The organism is Mesobacillus jeotgali, from assembly GCF_900166585.1.
Classification (GTDB): domain Bacteria; phylum Bacillota; class Bacilli; order Bacillales; family Cytobacillaceae; genus Mesobacillus; species Mesobacillus jeotgali_A.
Genome location: NZ_FVZC01000009.1, coordinates 2,401,139 through 2,420,556 on the forward strand (window position 1 = coordinate 2,401,139; position 19,418 = coordinate 2,420,556).

Genomic DNA, 19,418 nt, shown 5'->3' on the forward strand with positions numbered 1-19,418 from the left:
ATAATGATTGATAACTGCTTAAATCGTTCCTGTCTCCATTGCGCTTTCCTTCCTTACTGCCTCAAATGCCATCTCAAGGTCATCCCTTAGGTCTTCCCAGGCTTCCAGACCAACTGAAAGCCTTAACATGTTTTCTTTAATCCCCATCTTTTCTCTTGATTCTTGCGGAACCACAGCATGTGTCATTGTTGACGGGTGCTGGATCAATGTTTCTGCATCACCCAGGCTGACTGCTATTTTTATGAGTTTTAATTTGTTGATAAATGCTTGAGCCTCTTTCTTGCCGCCTTTTATGTTGAAAGAGATCAAACCCCCTGGCTTGCGCATTTGCTTTTTTGCAATTGCGTAATCAGGATGTTTAGGATCACCCGGAAAGATGACCTCCTCAACTGCTGGATGATCGGATAGAAAGGCGGCCAATTTTTCAGCATTATCACAATGCCGGTCCATCCTCACAGGCAGCGTCTTCAAGCCGCGAAGCAGCAGCCAGGCATCAAATGGTGAAATTACACCGCCGATATCCTTTTGGGTAGTCATAGCAATCTTTGACATAATTTCCTTCGGGCCAACTGCTAGACCAGCGATGACATCCCCGTGTCCGCAAATATATTTCGTTGCGCTGTGGATGACAAAATCGCAGCCAAGCTCTAAAGGATTTTGCAGATACGGAGAACTGAAAGTGTTATCAACAACGACCGGAATTCCTTTTTCTTTCGCGACATCTGCCACCATTTCCAGGTCAACCAGTCTCATAGTCGGGTTAATCGGTGTTTCAATATAGATGACTCTTGTCTCCGGGGTAATAGCAGCCAGCACATCTTCTCTAGACGACATCATGGAGAAATCGTGATTGATATCATACTTTTCTTTCATAAGCTGCAATAGACCAAATGTACAGCCATACACACCCTGTGAACAAAGAATATGATCGCCTGATCTGGTCAGTGCCACTAAAATCGCCGAAACAGCAGCCATTCCCGAACCAAATGCGAGGGCTTTTTCTCCTTTTTCTATCACTGCCATCCGTTCTTCGAGCATCGCAACAGTTGGATTTCCCAGACGTGAATAAATGAATCCTTCTTCCTCCCCGGCAAAGCGCCTTTCTCCTTGCTCAGCCGTTTCAAAAGTGAATGTACTGGTTTGAAATAACGGAGGAGCAAGACTTCCCCTGAATTCGTCCGATTTATAGCCTGCATGGATTACTTCTGTTTCGAATCTTTTCTCTCCCATTCCTATTCCTCCTATATAATTGTAAGCGTTTACAAAATACCCTCATAATCAGGATATGATAATTACCCTAATATGGAAAGTGATTTCCCTTGCATCAGCTGAAAAAGTCCTGCAGTCCATTAAATAGGAAAAGCACCCATTTCAAATCGAACAGCCCATTATAGATAAAACATTGATTTTGATATCCTGTATCCGATTAATAGAAAAAGCACTGATTTCAAACTCATGCAGGACATAAATAGAAAAAGCACTCATTTCTGAGTGCTTGTAAAATCAAACTGGTTCTCATTCTGGACTACTACTTTGTTCTTACCAGATCCTTTTGCTTTATAAAGAGCCTGGTCTGCCCTTTTGAACACAGTCTTGGTCGTATCTTCCTGCCCCCGGATCCAGGTGGATACACCACAGGAAATCGTCACATTGGGGTTAGTATGTTGTTCAACTTTATCAACTAGTCTCTTTGCGATCATGACGCCGATTTCCAAAGGAGCTCCCGGTAAATAGATGGCGAGTTCCTCCCCGCCCCACCTTGCGCCTATATCAGTTCCGCGAATGTTTTTTGCGATCTGGCGGGCAAGCTGGATGAGCACCTCATCTCCAACCTGGTGTCCATACTGGTCATTCACACTTTTAAAATTATCAATATCAATTAATATAAAGGTTCCCTGAGCATCCTCCAGCATCGAGAGATTCATTTTGTCATCGAGATAGCCTCTGGAATACAGCTTTGTTAAATGATCCGTCACGACCATTTTTTCCAGTTCTTCACGCAGCATGGAATTGGTGAAAGCTAATGTCGAATGGTGGATGAGTGACTGCAGCAACTTGAATGTATCAAATGCAAAGTGGTAAGGCTCCTCATGCATGACAAGGGCAATACCCTTTAATTCACCGCTCTGGACCATCGGAACACACATAACGGAACGGAAGTATCCATCCTCGAAATCAGAATCGATATCTCCTATGAACAATGGCTCCATATCCTGCCTGATCTGCCTGGCGATTTTCAATATATAATTTGATGCTTCATTTGAAAAGAAAAAACTCGTGCTGCCATGAAGAACAGTATAATCTCCACTTTCTTCGGCCAGCATGATGAATCCAACTTCCCGGGCATTAAAGGACTTGATAATCTGGCTGCAGATAAATTTCATCGTATCTGTCAGACGGAGGCTGGTATTCAATTGATGGGAGGTTTCATTTATTAACTGTAAATCGGCAATCAGCTTCCTTGATTGCTCATAAAGCTTTGCATTTTCCAGGGCGCTACCCGCGGTGTTGGCGAGCAGCTTAATGAATTCCACTTCATTTTGCGGGAATACCAGAGAGTTCGGCGCGATGACCTGCAACACTCCGTATACGCCTTGTCTCCCTTTTAAAGGTGCATACATGATGGAATTTTTATCAACAACTAAATCCTCGAACTGGATTTGACCGCTCACATACGATTGCATCGCAGTCTGATTTTCACTGTCGTATTCCAGGTCTTTGACAGGCAATCCGCCATAACCTTTGTGGTCATGCGACAGCATCAGATAATAAGTGAAAGTAGGATACACTTCCTTTAATGTGGAAATGATTTCACCGAGCACTGCATCCATATCCATGGTCGAATGAAATTTCTTTGTTACCCTGAATAATTGCTTATACCTTTTTTCTTCTTCCATAGTCTCAGCCAGGCTATGTATTTTCTCTGTAAACACAGTGCACTCAGCGGTAAGCTCATTCAGAAAGCGGTCTGAGAATCGTTCAAGTGATGTTTTACTCATTTCAATGGCAAACATACCTTTTAACTTTTCGTTTGCGGCCACAACAAGCAGCAAATCATATTGATTAAGAGTTTCGGGATATTTAATAAAAGCCTGCGAACCTGCAGTCACATTACTAACCAGACATTCAGGGAAAGTGCCTGCCAGTCCCTCATTTGCCTCCTCACGGGTCGTGGCTTCAAGGAACATGCCCTGCTTCCATTCTTCACATCTGTATAAGTCAATTTCATCAGCCCGAAGCAATTCTTTTAAAACAGTCACCATCTGTAAGAGAACTTCCGAAAATGATAATCTGCCAGTGCTGATCAAATCAAAGAACCTGCTTTTCAGTTCCAGTATAGTCTTCCGTTCTAACATTTCTTCCATATGTATCACCTGTTTTAAAATCACTTATCAGCGATTTATAAGTAGCTTTTTTAAAGGCAGCAGCCTGATTGGACAAAAATGATTCATCACGTGGCAAGGTAATATCCTAAATATTTGAAAAATAAAACAATTACTATTTATTATATCATAGACCTAGTAAAATAGTATGATATAAATACCAAAGTTTTTAGGAAGATTTTCAAGGTCAAACGATATACCTAAAAATATACCCTTGACTTTAAGTGAACATAAATTATATAATACTCTTTGTGTAAAATATCGCAGCCTATGTGATCTGCATTATGTATGTATTTTGTTCCTCAAACACGTTTGATGGTGTATCTCGTAACCCGCTGCTGCTAGGGCGAAGGTACATGAAAACAAAATACCCATAATTGGTTCATCACAATCTGTTTTTATTTTACTAAATAAAAACTAAGGAGGAGTCATTCATGGCTCGTTATACCGGCCCAAGCTGGAAACTATCCCGCCGTCTTGGAATTTCACTAAGCGGTACAGGTAAAGAATTAGAAAAACGCCCTTACGCACCAGGTCCTCATGGTCCTAACCAGCGTAAAAAGCTTTCCGAATACGGATTGCAACTTCAAGAGAAGCAAAAGCTTCGCCACATGTACGGAGTTACTGAGCGCCAGTTCCGTAACTTGTTCGACAAAGCAGGCAAAATGCCTGGTAAGCACGGCGAAAACTTCATGATCCTTCTTGAAGCTCGTCTTGACAACGTTGTTTACCGTCTTGGTCTTGCTCGCACTCGTCGTGCAGCTCGCCAATTAGTAAACCACGGACACATCATGGTTGATGGCGCACGTGTAGACATCCCGTCTTACCGCGTAGCTCCAGGACAAACTATCACACTTCGTGAAAAGTCTCGCAACCTTGATGTAGTTAAAGAAGCAATCGAAGTAAACAACTTCGTACCTGACTTCTTGACTTTCGATGCAGACAAGCTAGAAGGAACTTTCACTCGTATGCCTGAGCGTTCTGAACTTCCAGCTGAAATCAACGAAGCTCTTATCGTTGAATTCTACTCTCGTTAATAGAGTGTTTGAAAACCCCAGCCGATTTGGCTGGGGTTTTTTTGTACCAGGAATCGGGATCTGCAAACGTCTGTAGGTGCTAATCTCTAGCCTCCACTGGGGATACACCATTTGAGTAAAAATACACCATTCGCGGAATTAGTGGTCAATTTCGCGGAATTACGCCTTAGTTCGCTGAATCAGGGGTGGTTTCGCGGAATTCACCATGATTTTCGCGGAATTAACGTTTGTTGACTGAAAAAAACAGCCTTCCTAATCCGAGGAAGGCTGTTTTCTTTATTAACATTCACTGTTTTCCGCATAAAGCATCATAGTTAGCGAAAAACTCTAGTATTTAATCATAAAGTACTTCTTTTTGCCCCGGCGGACGATGGTGAACTGTCCTTCGATTTTGTCTGCATCGCTAAGTACATATGAGGTATCTGTTACACGCTCTCCATTTAGTGAAACTGCACCGTTGGCCACATCTTCACGGGCCTGGCGCTTGGATGGCGAAATTTTCGCTGCAACGAGCAGGTCAACTAACCCAAGCTCTCCGTCTCCTTCTGCTGTAAAAGAAGGAACATCTTTGAAGCCCTGTCTGATTTCATCAGCGCTCAAGTTTTTAATCTCGCCGCTGAAAAGTGCTGCTGAGATCCTGATTGCCTGCTGAAGCGAATCTTCGCCATGGATCATGCGGGTCATTTCTTCAGCAAGTGCTTTCTGAGCCTTGCGGAGATGTGGTTCTTCCTCTACCGCTTTTTCGAGTGCTTCAATTTCTTCTTTTTCTAAGAAAGTGAAGAACTTCAAGTATTTCACAACATCGGCATCAGCAGTGTTGATCCAGAACTGGTAAAACTCGTATGGTGAAGTTTTTTCAGGATCGAGCCACACTGCGCCGCTTTCTGACTTGCCAAATTTTGTACCATCAGCCTTCGTTACCAATGGAATCGTCATTCCGTAAGCCTTTGAGCCTTCTGCGGACATTTTGCGGATCAGTTCAAGACCTGTTGTGATATTACCCCACTGGTCGCTTCCGCCAATTTGCAGTTTGCAGTCATGGTTTTCGTATAAATGGAAGAAATCCATTGCCTGCAGGATAGTGTAGGTGAATTCAGTGAATGAGATACCTGTCTCAAGTCTTGAAGCGATCGTATCTTTAGCCAGCATGTAATTCACGCCGACATGCTTTCCGAAATCACGCAGGAATGTCACAACATCCATGGAACCCGCCCAGTCATAGTTGTTGACCATCATCGCGCCATTTTCGCCTTCAACATCAAAAATCTTTCCGAGCTGCTTCTTGATTCCTGCAACATTCAATTGAACTTGCTCGAGTGTTTGCAGTTTACGTTCCTCACTCTTGCCGCTAGGATCGCCAATCAGCCCTGTTGCTCCGCCGACAAGGACAATCGGACGGTGGCCAGCATTCTGGAAACGGCGCAGTGTCAGGAACGGAAGAAGATGCCCGATATGCATGCTGTCTGCTGTTGGATCCACACCGCAGTATAGAGAGATTTTCTCTTTGGAAAGCAGGTCCTTCATTCCCTCTTCATCAGTTTGCTGGTAGATAATCCCGCGCCATTCGAGATCTTTTAGTAATTCCATTTTCCTTCCTCCATTCAAAAATATCTTTCGCAACCGGATTTTTTTCACAATAAAAAGCGCCCCTGCAATAATGCAGGGACGCTAAATGCGCGGTACCACCCGGCTTGAAAACTAAACAAAAAGTCTTCCACTCAATAAAATAACGGTTAAACCGTCCGCGGCTACTATGAATTCGGTTCACTGCGGCGCTCGGGGAGGTAATTCGTCCTTTTGTTTGTACCGGCTCACAGCGGCCGCCGGCTTTCTGGAACATTGACAAAAGTACTACTGATTCCCTTCAAAGCTTTCACTATAAAGTTAATAAAGCATTTTTACCATAAAGCGATATCTGTTGTCAAATTCGACATAAATTTTCAGAAAAATTAACATTGCTGACTTTTCGGCAGCCTGTTTATGCTATAATGTATGTGATTTTAGGGGGAATGATATGAATGCATGAAGGAAAACAGCCTTGGAAAGAGAAGCTTAAATCCTTTGCTGCTTTTTTTACGAATAAAAAGACCGTAAAAGGAGCCAGGATTACCTATTCGGTTGTCTGGAACATGCTGCTGTTATTGATCATTGTGCTGGTCCTCGGGGCAGGATTTGCCGGAGGAGCAGGTGCAGGCTATTTTGCATCCCTTGTCAAAGATGAACAAATCAGACCTTATGAAAATATGAGGAAAGATATTTACAACTATGAAGAAACATCGGATTTATATTTTGATAACGATGTTTATCTTGGCAAGCTACGGACCGACCTTTACCGTGAGGAAGTAAAGCTTGATGATATGTCAAAGCATTTGGTTAATGCAGTAGTGGCAACGGAAGATGAGTATTTTTACGAGCATGATGGTGTTGTGCCTAAAGCGATCATGCGGGCGCTTTTCCAGGAAGTCACCAACTCGTCGACATCCTCAGGCGGAAGCACACTGACGCAGCAGCTCATCAAAAACCAGATCCTCACGAATGAAATTTCATTCGAGCGAAAAGCTAAAGAAATCCTTCTCGCCCTTCGTCTCGAAAAATTCTTTGATAAAAAAGAGATTCTCGAAGCCTATTTAAATGTCGCTACCTTTGGCCGTAACGCGAACGGCAGCAATATTGCCGGTGTCCAGGCGGCTGCAAAGGGAATCTTCGGAAAGAATGCTAAGGACCTGACATTGCCTCAGGCCGCTTTTATCGCAGGACTTCCACAGAGTCCGTTTGGCTATACTCCGTTCAGCAGCGACCATGGTAAACTAAAGGATCCGAAAGGACTTGAACCGGGGCTCTCCAGATATAAGACTGTCGTCACAAGGATGCATGGTGCCGGGTTTATTTCTGATCAAGAGTTTAAGGAAGCAATCAACTACGATATTACCAAAGACTTTGTCAAAGAGGTTCCAAGTGATAATACGGTTGAGGAATATCCATTCCTGACTTTTGAAATCGAAGCCCGCTCTGTTGAAATCCTGGCGAAGATCCTGGCCGAGCGTGATGGTTATGAACTTGCCGATTTGAAAAAAGATGATAAATTGATGGCTGAATATAAAGCACTTGCCGATCGAGACCTTCGACAAAACGGCTATAAAATTTATTCCACCATCAATAAAGATATTTACGAAAAGATGCAGGAAACTGCCAAGAATTACCCTTACTATGGAAGCGAAAAACCTCAGGAAGTTCCAGACCCTGATGACCCGAACAAAAAGATTGTTGTCCAGGAGCCTGTTGAAATTGGCGCTACTCTCATTGAGAATAAAACTGGTAAAATCATCAGTTTTGTCGGCGGCCGCAACTTTAAACGTGAACAGACGAACCACGCTTCCAGGGCTCCAAGACAAAACGGTTCCACTATGAAGCCGCTTCTTGTCTATGCTCCTGCAATGGAGCTGGGGAAATTACATCCTGGTTCTGTTCTGCCAGATGTACAGGTGTTTTTGAATGGACCTGGAAAAGCCTGGCCCAATAACTATGATATGAGATACAGCGGTTTGACATCTGCAAGGCATGCGCTGACGAAATCCTATAACGTTCCGGCAGTACTGGCTTATAAGAGCATCATCGGCCAGAGACCAGCTAACTTCCTGGATAAGATGGGCTTCTCAAACCTGAAGAAGGATGATTATGAAAACCTGTCAACAGCCATCGGTTCCCTGCGCGGCGGTGTCACTGTTGAAGAAAACACTAATGCTTTTGGCACGTTTGCTAATGGCGGTAAATTCATCGATGCTTATATGATCGAAAAAATTGTTGATAAGAATGGAAATGTTGTTTTCCAGCATAAATCTGAACCTGTAGATGTGTTCAGTCCGCAGACATCCTACCTGACAATCGATATGATGCGTGATGTTATCAATCGCGGTACTGCGACAGCTGTTAAAGGCAGACTGAAATTCGGTTCTGACTGGGCTGGTAAAACAGGAACAGGACATGAATATATTGATTCCTGGTTTGTTGCAACAAACCCGAATGTCTCATTCGGTGTATGGCTTGGGTATGATACACCAAAAGCCCTTCAAAAAAGTTATAAAGGACTTTCATACGGAGTCCGGACCCAATACATCTGGGCAGACTTAATGAATGATGCATATGAGGTCGCTCCTAAGCTGGTCGATCCGGAAGAGCGCTTCAAGATGCCTGGCGGAATCGTCAAGAGATCTTATTGCGCAGTATCCGGATTGCTTCCTTCAAGTGCATGTTCGAAAGCAGGATTAGTAGAGTCTGATTACTTTATTGCAAAGTACGCACCATCTAAGGTCGATGACAGCCTTGTTGAAAACAAATTTGTAAGAGTAGGAGATAAGCGCTACATAGCACTTGATTCAACTCCTGCTGAATTCACTGAAACCGGTGTAATCTTGAATCCTGAGTATATGGAAAGCATCATCGGCCATAAAATCAGGGATCCTCAGCAGCTCATTCCTAAGAAGGATGCATGGAACAAGATTCTTGCAGCAGATGATAAGCTGAGTGAAAATGGAAAAACTCCAGCAGCCCTCGGAGTTAAACTTTCTGGAAAAACAATTACATGGGGCAAACATCCTGAAAACGATATTGTCGGCTACCGAATCTATAACAACAAGAAAAAGGTCGGCAGCATCAAAGCGGGTGATTCCTTGAGTTTCAATGCCGGTGACGGTTCATTCTATGTCACAGCAGTCGATATTGCAGGAAAAGAATCTGCTCCATCCAATATCATTGAAATCGGCAAAAAGCCAGAACCTAAGGATCCTCCAAAGGATGGCAAGCCGACGGATCCAAAACCAAAAGACCCGCCTCCAACCGATCCAAAACCAAAGGATCCTCCGAAGCCACCACCACCACCTCCACCACCTGGTGATGGCGGTGGGACCGGCGGAGGAAACGACGGCGGCGGAACTGGAAACTAGTTATAAAGGAAAACACCGCGTCCAAATGGATGCGGTGTTTTCCTTATTAAGATGTAAAAAGAGCGTGAAACCTGTTCACGCTCTTTTTAACCATATATTTAGTCTTCCATTGTAGACAGGTCTCCTGTTGGGAGATCAAGTTCCCAGGCCTTCAATACACGGCGCATGATTTTACCGCTTCGTGTCTTCGGAAGCTTATCGCGGAATTCGATTTCTCGAGGGGCAGCATGCGCTGCAAGGCCTCTTTTAACAAACTGGCGGATTTCTTCTATTAACTCGTCAGACTGCTCATAGCCATCACGGAGGGCAATGAAAGCCTTGATTACTTCACCGCGGACTGGGTCCGGCTTTCCAATTACACCAGCTTCGGCTACAGCAGGATGCTCTACAAGCTTGCTTTCTACTTCAAATGGACCCACACGTTCACCGGAAGTCATGATGACATCATCGATTCTGCCCTGGAACCAGAAATATCCATCCTCATCCATGTACGCCGAGTCACCGGAAACATACCAGTTGCCAGGCATGAAATACGATTCATACTTCTGCGGGTTGTTCCAGATTGTGTGCATCATCGATGGCCAGCCTCTTTTGATTGCCAGATTGCCCATTCTGTATGGAGGCAGTTCATTTCCCTGATCATCAACGATTGCCGCTTGAACACCAGGGATTGGCTTGCCCATGGATCCAGGCTTAATTTCCATGCTTGGGTAATTACAGATCAGCTGTGCACCAGTTTCAGTCATCCACCAAGTATCATGGATGCGCAGATTGAACACCTTCATTCCCCATCTGACTACCTCAGGGTTCAGCGGTTCACCAACACTCAGGATATGGCGCAGACAGCTCAGGTCGAATTTCTTCACGACCTCATCGCCCGCACCCATCAGCATCCTGAAGGCTGTTGGAGCACTATACCAGACAGTCACTCCGTACTCTTCGATCATCTTGTACCATGTCTCAGGATTGAAACGCCCGCCAATAATTACATTTGAAGCTCCTGCAAGCCATGGTCCGAAGATTCCGTATGAAGTCCCTGTTACCCATCCTGGATCCGCTGTACACCAGTAGACATCCTCTTCTTTAAGGTCTAGAACCCATTTTGCGGTCTGGTAATGCTGGATCATCGCATTATGGACGTGCAGTACACCCTTTGGCTTTCCGGTAGAACCGGATGTATAATGCAGGATCAGGCCATCCTTACGGTCAACCCATTCAATAGCAAGCTTCTTGCTTGCTTCAGCAAGCTTTAGTTTAAAATCAATATATTGATCACTTGCTTCCAGGTTATCACCAACAAGAAGAATGTGCTTCAAGTCAGGGAGCTCATCAACAGGAACCCGCTCAAGAAGCTCAGGTGTCGTCACCAATACCTTTGCCCCACTATCCTGCAGCCTGTCGCGTACAGCACCTTCCATGAACGCCTCGAATAATGGCCCCACAATCGCGCCAAGTTTCACCGCCCCGAGAACCGCAAAATACAGTTCTGGAGAACGAGGCATGAAGATGAACACGCGGTCACCTTTTTCAACATCTGCGTATGTCTTAAATACATTACCAGCTTTATTGGTAAGTTCCTTCATTTCTTTGAAAGTATATTTTTCCTTACGCACTCCATCTTGATAATATAGCGCAATTTTATTTTTCCTGAAGCCTTCGGCATGCCGGTCAATTGCTTCATATGCGATATTGACCCTGCCCGTTTCAGACCAGGAAAACTCTTTCTCTGCTTCAGCCCAATCAAATTGACTATGAAGTTCTTCATAATTTTTTAAGTTATGATTTCCTTGCGTAACTGGTAGCGCTTCCACTTTCATGTACCCATCCCCCTTGGCTTGTATATTTAAAAACCATTATAGTATAAAATTTCGATTTTCTCAATTTTTAAAATATTAGCAGAACATTAAATGTGGTCTTCCAGCTCATTATTTATAAAGAAAAGTAGCCATTTAAATACAGAAAATTTTGTGAAAGCGCTTTTATTTGTTAGATTTTATGTATAATAGAATTATCGTTTTAATTGTTGACGGGTGGTGACTGAATGGAACATAAAAAGACTTACAACGCAAAAGAATTGAAAACTCCCCATGGCCGTTTGATCATTGAAGGCCCGATTTCTTCAGAAAAACTGGCAAGCTATGAATTCCACGAAGACTTGGTGGCCTTCCGTCCTCCAGCACAGCAGCACAAGGCACTCATTGAGATTGCCGGACTGCCAGAAGGACGTATCATTGTGGCTCGATCTGGCCATATGATCGTCGGCTATGTTACGTACCTATATCCAGACCCGCTAGAGAGATGGTCTGAAGGAAAAATGGAAGATTTAATTGAACTTGGTGCAATTGAGGTCATACCTGAATTTCGCGGAAGCTCTGTCGGCAAGAATTTGCTGATGGTTTCCATGATGGATGACGCAATGGAAGATTATATCATTATAACGACTGAATATTACTGGCACTGGGACCTTAAGGGAACCGGCCTTAATGTATGGGAATATCGAAAAGTCATGGAAAAGATGATGAATGCCGGCGGCCTCGTCTGGTATGCGACGGATGACCCTGAAATCAGCTCCCACCCAGCAAACTGTCTCATGGCGCGGATTGGCAAGAGGATTCCTCCAGAATCTGTGCAGAAATTTGACCAGCTTCGGTTCATGAACCGTTTTATGTATTAAAAGTGCTGTTAAGCTTGAAAGATACCTCATCATCAAGGAGGAAGGAATTATGATCGTCGAGGAAATTATGAAGAAGAATGTCACGACGCTTTTTCCTGAAGATACAATTGCAGATGCGATCAAGCTGATGGCGGATAACAAAATTCGCCACATCCCGATTGTGAACGAAGATCACAGCGTGATTGGGCTGGTTTCAGATCGCGACATCAAGGATGCTGCCCCGTCTGTTTTCCATTGGGATGAACATAAGAGCGAGCTCGATAAACCAGTAAAATCAATCATGACAACAGACGTGATAACCGGGCATCCTCTAGACTTTGTAGAGGAAATATCAGCAGTATTCTATGAACACAATATCAGCTGCCTTCCTATTATTAAAGATAGGAAACTCGTAGGAATCGTAACCGAAACAGATTTGCTGCATACACTTGTTGAGCTGACAGGTGCACACCAGCCCGGATCGCAAATAGAAGTAAAGGTACCTAACAAAGCAGGAATGCTTTGCGAAATCACATCTGTTATCAGCATGCGGAAAGCAAATATCCAAAGCGTGCTCGTATACCCTGACCAAAAGGATGATCGTTATAAAATTCTCGTTGTACGGATCCAGACGATGAATCCTATCGCAGTGATTGAGGATTTGAAAAAAGCAGGACACAATGTACTCTGGCCTAACCTCCCGGGTGTTTCATCATGAGCGACCGCTCTGTGTTCGTTTTTTCAGAAGAGCTGCTGAATTATCGGTTCAGCAGCAACCATCCTTTTAACCAGATGCGGTTGAAGCTTACGCTTGATTTATTGCTTAAAATTGGCGCAATTGAAGACAATCAGATTATTGCTCCCAGGATGGCCACGGATGAGGAACTCCACCTTGTCCATGATCCTAATTTTGTAAACGCTGTTAAGCTTGCTGGCCAGGGAAAGCTTAAAGGTGAATCCGCGGAAGGATATGGTCTCGGGACTGAAGATACACCAATTTTCGCAAATATGCATGAAGCAAGTGCTTTGCTCGTCGGCGGCACCCTGACTGCAGTAGATCAAGTCATGACCGGGAAAGCCGTCCATGCGCTCCATTTAGGAGGGGGACTGCATCACGGGTTCCGTGGCAAAGCTTCGGGCTTCTGTATATACAATGACAGTTCTGTCGCAATCAAATACCTGCAGGAAAAGTACAATGCGAGGGTATTATATGTCGATACCGATGCCCATCATGGAGACGGTGTCCAATGGTCTTTCTATGATGATCCGAATGTATGCACTTTATCGATCCATGAAACTGGCCGTTACCTTTTTCCGGGCACAGGAAATGTGAATGAACGTGGACAAGGGAAAGGCTATGGGTATTCTTTTAATATTCCAGTGGATGCTTTCACAGAGGATGACTCGTGGCTCGATGCCTATAGAAAATCCCTGATGGAAGTTGTTGAGTTCTTCAAACCCGATGTTATTCTGACACAAAATGGGGCTGATGCTCATTACCATGACCCATTGACCCATCTGTCTGCAACCATGAAAATTTATCGGGAAATTCCAAGGCTTGCCCATGAAGCAGCCCATAAATATTGCGATGGCAGGTGGATTGCAGTTGGCGGCGGAGGCTACGACATATGGCGCGTGGTGCCGAGAGCCTGGTCACTAATCTGGCTGGAGATGACTGAAAACTCGAACTGTTATGGCAGTTTGCCTCAAAACTGGATCGATGAATGGAAAGACAAGGCACCGGTAGAATTACCACTAGAATGGGATGACCCGGATAACTTATATCCACCGATTCCGCGAAAACCGGAAATCACCGAAAAGAACGCCCAGACAGTTGAAAAAGCGCTATATCCCATCAGGAATAATAAAAAATCAGAACCCGTTTAAGTTACTTGTAACGGGTTCTGTAATTGAAGTTCCAGAGGGGAATTAATATTGTAATTCCCACAAAATCAGAAGTCAAACTGGTCATCCATTAGCATGCAAAATGCCTAAGAGTATTGATGCTCAAGTATATCAAAATATCGCCTGCTTGATTCAGTGCTCATTAATTCCCGAACATGTTAGAGTGAAGAAAAAAACACCCAGTCAATTTAAGTTGATTGGGTGTTTGCTTTATCATTGTGGGGGATTGCCTTCACTGCCTCCACTAGAGGGAGTCGTATAATACTGGTATTTCATTGTATCTGATTCAATACCGTGGTTATGGGGTGGCTCTGGAGGAACGGCCCCTTTTTTCTTTTCCAAAATCAAGGCAATAATAATCAAAACAATTAACGGTGCCCCTATTATCAACCAAATCATCTTTACCACCTCAATTAAACTATAAATAAATTGGATTTAATTGTAAATGGGGAAATTACGAAGAAAAAAAACCCAGTAATTCGGTTTTTTTTTTTATTACTCCTAATCATCCGAAACTGTTTAAAAAACATCATATATCCTCTAAAAAAAGCTTCCCATTGCTGGGAAGCGTCGGTTATTCGTCTTTAATTCCGAGAAGTCTCAGGCTGTTTAAGGTAACGAGTAAAGTAGCGCCCATATCCGCGAAGATTGCAATCCAGAGGGTGAGCCATCCTGGAATCACGAGTAATAGCGCAACTAGCTTTATAGCTAATGAGAAGGTTATATTCTGCTTAATGATCGTCAAAGCTTTTCTGCTGAGTTTTACCGTAAATGGCAGCTTTCCTAAGTCATCAGCCATCAGGGCAATATCAGCCGTTTCTAATGCCGTATCTGTCCCGGCACCTCCCATAGCAACCCCCACAGTTGAGGCTGCAAGAGCAGGAGCATCGTTTACACCATCACCGACCATCGAAACCCGGTTAAAATCTTTTCTGAGATTTTTAATGCAGTCAAGCTTATCCTGCGGTAAAAGCTCTGCTTTAATATCCGAGACGCCTACATGCTTTCCGATGGCATTAGCAGTCCTTGAGTTATCTCCCGTTAGCATAATTGTTTTCTCGATACCCAAAGAGTGCAGTTTTTGAATCACTTTTTTGCTATTTTCTCTCACTTCATCAGCAACAGCGATCAGTGCCGTAATTTTCTTTGATGTACCAGCAACCATCACGGTTTTCCCCTGGCTATGCAAAGTTTCAATTTTCTCTTTTAGTCCGGTCCTAATCCCATCGGTAAGGATTTCTTCAAATAAATTCGGGCTGCCAACAAAATATGTCTCACCGTTGATATTTCCTTTTATTCCTTTACCGGTCAGCGAAGAAAATTCATTAATATTAACAGTTTGGTAATCAAGGTTTTCTTCCTCAGCCTTTTTCATGATCGCTGAAGCCAGTGGGTGTTGAGATCCATTTTCCAGGGCAGCAATGATTTTTAATTGTTCGTTTGAACCTTCATCTTGCGGAAGATAATCGGTGACAACAGGAATCCCTTTTGTTAATGTTCCTGTTTTATCAAAAGCAATGGCTTTAATTGATCCCATTTCTTCTAAATGAATTCCACCCTTAATTAACACGCCGTTTCGGGCTGCATTTCCGATTGCGGTAACAATTGAAACAGGTGTAGAAACCACCAGGGCACATGGGCAGCCGACCACCAACACTGCTAAACCTTGATAAATCCAGGTGTTCCAGTCAGCTCCGAAAAGCGGAGGAATTACGGCAACCCCTAGAGCAATTAACATAATCGCAGGCGTATAGTACTTAGCAAACCGATCGACAAACGCCTGGGAAGGTGCTCGCTCTGCTTGTGCTTCTTCAACCAGATGGATAATCTTCGCAATGGTCGTGTCATCTGCATGTTTGGTTACTTTAACCTCAAGCAGTCCTTGTTCATTAAGGGTTCCGGCAAAAACTTCATCATCGACCGTTTTAGCCAATGGCACAGACTCCCCCGTAATCGCTGCCTGGTTTATAGCAGAGGTCCCTTTCGATACAATGCCATCCATCGCAATTTTTTGCCCGGGTTTGACAATCATAATGTCTCCAATTCGAATTTCATCGACCTGGATCACCAGTTCCTGATTTCCCCTTCTTATCAAGGCTTCCCTTGGTGCAATATCCATTAACGATCGAATGGATTGACGGGCTTTATCCATTGAGTAAGTTTCAAGGGCTTCACTAATGGCAAACAGGATGACAACCGTAGCACCTTCTCCCCATTCACCAATGAATGCTGCTCCTATGACGGCAATGGTCATCAAGGTTCTCATATCAAAATTTAATCGAAACAGGTTTTTCAATCCAGTGTTAAACAGACGGTAGCCTCCTATTAGGATCGAGGCTGCATATGCGATAACGGAGGCGATATCCTCTTCTCCGTTCAATTGTCCGAAAATCCATCCCATTAGCAAGAAAACAAATGAGGTAATCACTGTAGCATGCTTTTTCAAAAACGGCTCTTTCTTTTCTTCAAATCGTTCCTTCTCAGGAATTACTTTTAAATTTTCAAATGCCCCGGCCTTTTCAAGTTCTTCAATGGAAGCATTTCCGTATAAAACAAGTTTAGAGGCTCCAAAGTTTACACTTGCATCTGAAACACCCTCCAGGTGTTTTACGTTCTTTTCGAACGTAGTCGCACAACCTGTTCAAGAGAATCCCTGTATACGGTATACATGCTTTTCAGCTGATTTTTGGACTGCTTCATCCATGTACTTTCCCCTCCTGTTCATGAGTAAAGGCTAGGAGAATCAATTGTTTTACATGATCATCATCTAAAGAGTAAAACACCAGCTTTCCTTCTTTTCGATATTTTGCCAGGCCCATATTGCGGAGCAGGCGTAAATGATGGGAGGCAGTTGCTGTTGTACACCCTGTAATATTAGCGACGTCACACACACAAAGCTCATCTTCTTCACTTAATGCAAAAGCAATTTTCAGCCTGGTATCATCTGCCAGTGCTTTAAACATTGTAGAAACTGAGAATGTATTATATTTAGATAAAGACTCCTTTACCCGTTCCACTTTAGGTCCATCAAAACATGTTATCTCACAAACATCATCATGTTTCAAACGATTCTCACCCCTCATTCAAACATTCATTTGAACATTAGTATATGCAAGGGATTTCAAATAGTCAAACGATTATTAGAATATTACACTCTAAAAATCCAATTGGTATAATCAAACTTCAGCGACTGTATATTCCACTTTATATTCGATTCCAGACGTATTTGTTTTTATTGTTCTTACACAACGTAATTCCTGTTGAGAATATTAGGATTTTTAAACGAAGTTAGTTAAAAAATTTATGTAAAAAAAGAATGGAAACCCATTCTATTCGTTTACTTCAAGTTGTTTGTGTATCGCACCGATTTCTAGAAGCTGCATTTTAAATATCGCTAAATTCAACTAGATAAAATGCAATGATATAGATATTCCGCATCCCTGCCTGCACCCTGAATTAGTGCAGAACCTCTGCTGGATTGCCATGGTAATCCTAGAAAGTACAAACCCTCTACAGATGTAATGCCCCTTTTATGGATTGGAAGGCCATTTTCTGCAAAATCTAAAGAGAGATTGATCCATTCATAGTTCGGTTTAAACCCAGTTGCCCAGATTATATTGCTTACTTTTAATTCACTTTTATCCAAAAAAATTATTGAATCATCATCCACTGAAATAGCTCTTGGTTTTAATTTTACAAGGTTATTTCTAATTAAGTTTTTAAGTTCGATCCCAAAGATTGGATCGTTCTGTTTTTTTATGAATTTACCTATTATTGAATCTGTGTTAGCTCGATATATCCCCATTTTATCAAAATACCAAAAAATACTTTTCTCCCCTATATTTAAGGGGAGAAATTTCAATTTGTGGCCAATGGATAGATAAACATCCCTTTCATTTGATAATTCAGCTGCTATTTGGGCACCTGAATTGCCTCCTCCCACAACAAGGACAGGTCCTTTTTTTAACTGCATTGGGTTTTTATATTCGGAAGAATGGAGTTGAAAAATATGATCTGAAATTGTTTTCGATATTTCAGGTATGAGGGCTGTTTGAAAGGGACCAGTTGCCACAATAACGTTTTTCGCCGTATAATCTCCTTGATTAGTTGATATTTCAAAACAGTTTTTACCTTTTAATAACTGTTGTACAAATGTATTTAACTGTACAGGAAGATTGAATTTCTCTTTATATTGTTTTAAATATAGACTTATCTCATCTTTCGTTGGATAAGTATTCTTATTGTCATTTAATTTTAACCCAGGTAATGAACTATAAAAATGAGGCGTAAACAAGGTAAGGGAATCATATCGCTCTCTCCAAACTTCTCCTGCTTCTGTGGATTTGTCCAATATAATGAAAGATAGGTTACTTTTCTGTAAAAAGTAACCTATTGAAAGCCCTGCTTGTCCAGCTCCAATTATAACAACGTCATAAACCATATTGAGCACATCCAAATTTTTAGTTACTGAAATTCTAACATATTCTTCCACATATTGGTCAAAAAAAAATAACCCTAATAGGGCTTGTTTTTAGATACATCAAATATTGCCTTTATTTTAAAATTGTCATAACAACCATTAAGACATACAGAAACAAAATATAGTTAACAGAATAGATGAAATTCAGATGTGCCCATTTAAGATCATCCTGGATAAAATAACTGCTGACGCTCAGTACGAGCCATCCGGCATTTAGTATTGTAGCTATAGCAGTGAAGATACTTCCAAGAGACGTTAAGAAAAAAGGCAATGGCAGCAAACAGAGAATATAGATAACAATTTGTTTCTTTGTTTTTCTGAATCCGTGAACGACAGGAAGCATAACCACTCCAGCATACCTGTATTCATCGCACTTCTTCATAGCAATTGCATAGGTATGAGGCATTTGCCAGAAAAATAGGATAAGAAAAAGCACAATCGGTACAGTGTGCATCCCTGAATCGATCGCTGCCCAGCCAATTAGTGGTGTTACAGCTCCGGATATACTTCCAATCAGTGTATTGAATGTATATCTTCTCTTGGACCACATGGTGTAGAGCAATACATAAGTAACCCATCCGACAAGTGCATAAATGGTTGATTCAGCTGTTGTAAATAGTAAAAGCAGGAATCCAAGAATACTTAAGGTTATCCCTATTGTCAACACCGCATTAAGAGAAATCGCACCTGTCACGGTTGGCCTATTTTTCGTACGAGCCATTTTTGCATCAATATCCGCATCATACCAATTGTTGAGGGCCAAAGCACCTGCCATAACAAATGTACTTCCCGTAATTGTGAATATAACAGCATCTAAATTGTCTATAAAGGAGGTATTTGTAAAATACATCGCTAACCATAGACCGGTGAATACTGGCAATACATTTGCTATTAGAACAATTCCCTTAAACAGAGATTTAAGATCTGAGAGGAAATTTGTGTTGTTCTTTGTCGTTAATACGTTCAATTTTTCTGATTGGATCATAGTATTCTCACCCATCCTGAATCCATAGTTAAGGT

General features: G+C 42.5%; 14 protein-coding genes and 1 other annotated feature. Of the genes, 5 read left to right on the plus strand and 9 right to left on the minus strand.

From position 1 onward, the window contains the following. Nucleotides 1-18: 18 nt before the first annotated feature. Nucleotides 19-1,230, minus strand: a complete 1,212-nt coding sequence (megL, locus tag B5X77_RS22200) for a methionine gamma-lyase (RefSeq protein ID WP_079510071.1) — start codon at nt 1,228-1,230, stop codon at nt 19-21. Between the two features lie 251 nt (nt 1,231-1,481). Continuing rightward, on the minus strand, nt 1,482-3,365 hold the full coding sequence (locus tag B5X77_RS22205) for a sensor domain-containing diguanylate cyclase (RefSeq protein WP_079510072.1): 1,884 nt from the start codon (nt 3,363-3,365) through the stop codon (nt 1,482-1,484). Between the two features lie 452 nt (nt 3,366-3,817). Between B5X77_RS22205 and rpsD the strand changes: the two genes are divergently transcribed. Then, complete coding sequence (gene rpsD, locus B5X77_RS22210) at nt 3,818-4,420, plus strand: 30S ribosomal protein S4 (RefSeq protein ID WP_079510073.1); 603 nt, start codon at nt 3,818-3,820, stop codon at nt 4,418-4,420. Nucleotides 4,421-4,747: 327 nt separating this feature from the next. Here the strand turns inward: rpsD and tyrS are convergent, their stop codons facing one another. After that, nucleotides 4,748-6,007, minus strand: a complete 1,260-nt coding sequence (tyrS, locus tag B5X77_RS22215) for a tyrosine--tRNA ligase (protein ID WP_079510074.1) — start codon at nt 6,005-6,007, stop codon at nt 4,748-4,750. 71 nt (nt 6,008-6,078) lie between these two features. Continuing rightward, nucleotides 6,079-6,297: a binding site (T-box leader), on the minus strand. Between the two features lie 141 nt (nt 6,298-6,438). On the opposite strand from tyrS, the gene B5X77_RS22220 reads away from it, so the two are divergent. Continuing rightward, nucleotides 6,439-9,360, plus strand: coding sequence for a transglycosylase domain-containing protein (locus B5X77_RS22220; protein ID WP_079510075.1), 2,922 nt, complete (start codon nt 6,439-6,441; stop codon nt 9,358-9,360). A 98-nt stretch (nt 9,361-9,458) separates the two neighbouring features. On the opposite strand, the gene acsA is transcribed toward B5X77_RS22220, so the two are convergent. Beyond that, the gene (gene acsA / locus B5X77_RS22225) at nt 9,459-11,177 is read right to left on the minus strand and encodes an acetate--CoA ligase (RefSeq protein WP_079510076.1); all 1,719 of its coding nucleotides are present in this window, start codon (nt 11,175-11,177) and stop codon (nt 9,459-9,461) included. 224 nt (nt 11,178-11,401) lie between these two features. Between acsA and B5X77_RS22230 the strand changes: the two genes are divergently transcribed. The 3 genes from B5X77_RS22230 to B5X77_RS22240 are packed head-to-tail and all read left to right on the plus strand — an operon-like array spanning nt 11,402 to nt 13,900. Further along, nucleotides 11,402-12,034, plus strand: coding sequence for a GNAT family N-acetyltransferase (locus B5X77_RS22230; protein ID WP_079510077.1), 633 nt, complete (start codon nt 11,402-11,404; stop codon nt 12,032-12,034). A 49-nt stretch (nt 12,035-12,083) separates the two neighbouring features. Beyond that, nucleotides 12,084-12,731 (plus strand): acetoin utilization AcuB family protein, encoded by a 648-nt coding sequence (locus B5X77_RS22235; protein ID WP_079510078.1) that lies wholly within the window; start codon nt 12,084-12,086, stop codon nt 12,729-12,731. Beyond that, nucleotides 12,728-13,900 carry an acetoin utilization protein AcuC gene (locus B5X77_RS22240; protein WP_079510079.1) on the plus strand — a complete coding sequence of 391 codons (1,173 nt, stop codon included), beginning with the start codon at nt 12,728-12,730 and terminating at the stop codon, nt 13,898-13,900. Before B5X77_RS22235 ends, B5X77_RS22240 begins: the two co-directional genes overlap by 4 nt. 231 nt (nt 13,901-14,131) lie before the next feature. On the opposite strand, the gene B5X77_RS22245 is transcribed toward B5X77_RS22240, so the two are convergent. From B5X77_RS22245 to cyoE, 5 genes are all read right to left on the minus strand, one after another. Beyond that, nucleotides 14,132-14,317, minus strand: coding sequence for a hypothetical protein (locus tag B5X77_RS22245; protein ID WP_079510080.1), 186 nt, complete (start codon nt 14,315-14,317; stop codon nt 14,132-14,134). A gap of 175 nt (nt 14,318-14,492) precedes the next feature. After that, nucleotides 14,493-16,622: a heavy metal translocating P-type ATPase gene (locus B5X77_RS22250; RefSeq protein ID WP_079510081.1), complete on the minus strand. Its 2,130-nt coding sequence runs from the start codon at nt 16,620-16,622 to the stop codon at nt 14,493-14,495. After that, a complete protein-coding gene (locus B5X77_RS22255) occupies nt 16,615-16,983 on the minus strand; it encodes an ArsR/SmtB family transcription factor (RefSeq protein ID WP_079510082.1) in 369 nt (122 codons plus the stop codon). Before B5X77_RS22255 ends, B5X77_RS22250 begins: the two co-directional genes overlap by 8 nt. 335 nt (nt 16,984-17,318) lie before the next feature. Beyond that, complete coding sequence (locus B5X77_RS22260) at nt 17,319-18,359, minus strand: flavin-containing monooxygenase (RefSeq protein ID WP_079510083.1); 1,041 nt, start codon at nt 18,357-18,359, stop codon at nt 17,319-17,321. A 112-nt stretch (nt 18,360-18,471) separates the two neighbouring features. After that, nucleotides 18,472-19,383 (minus strand): heme o synthase, encoded by a 912-nt coding sequence (gene cyoE / locus B5X77_RS22265; RefSeq protein WP_257391873.1) that lies wholly within the window; start codon nt 19,381-19,383, stop codon nt 18,472-18,474. Between the last annotated feature and the right edge of the window lie 35 nt (nt 19,384-19,418).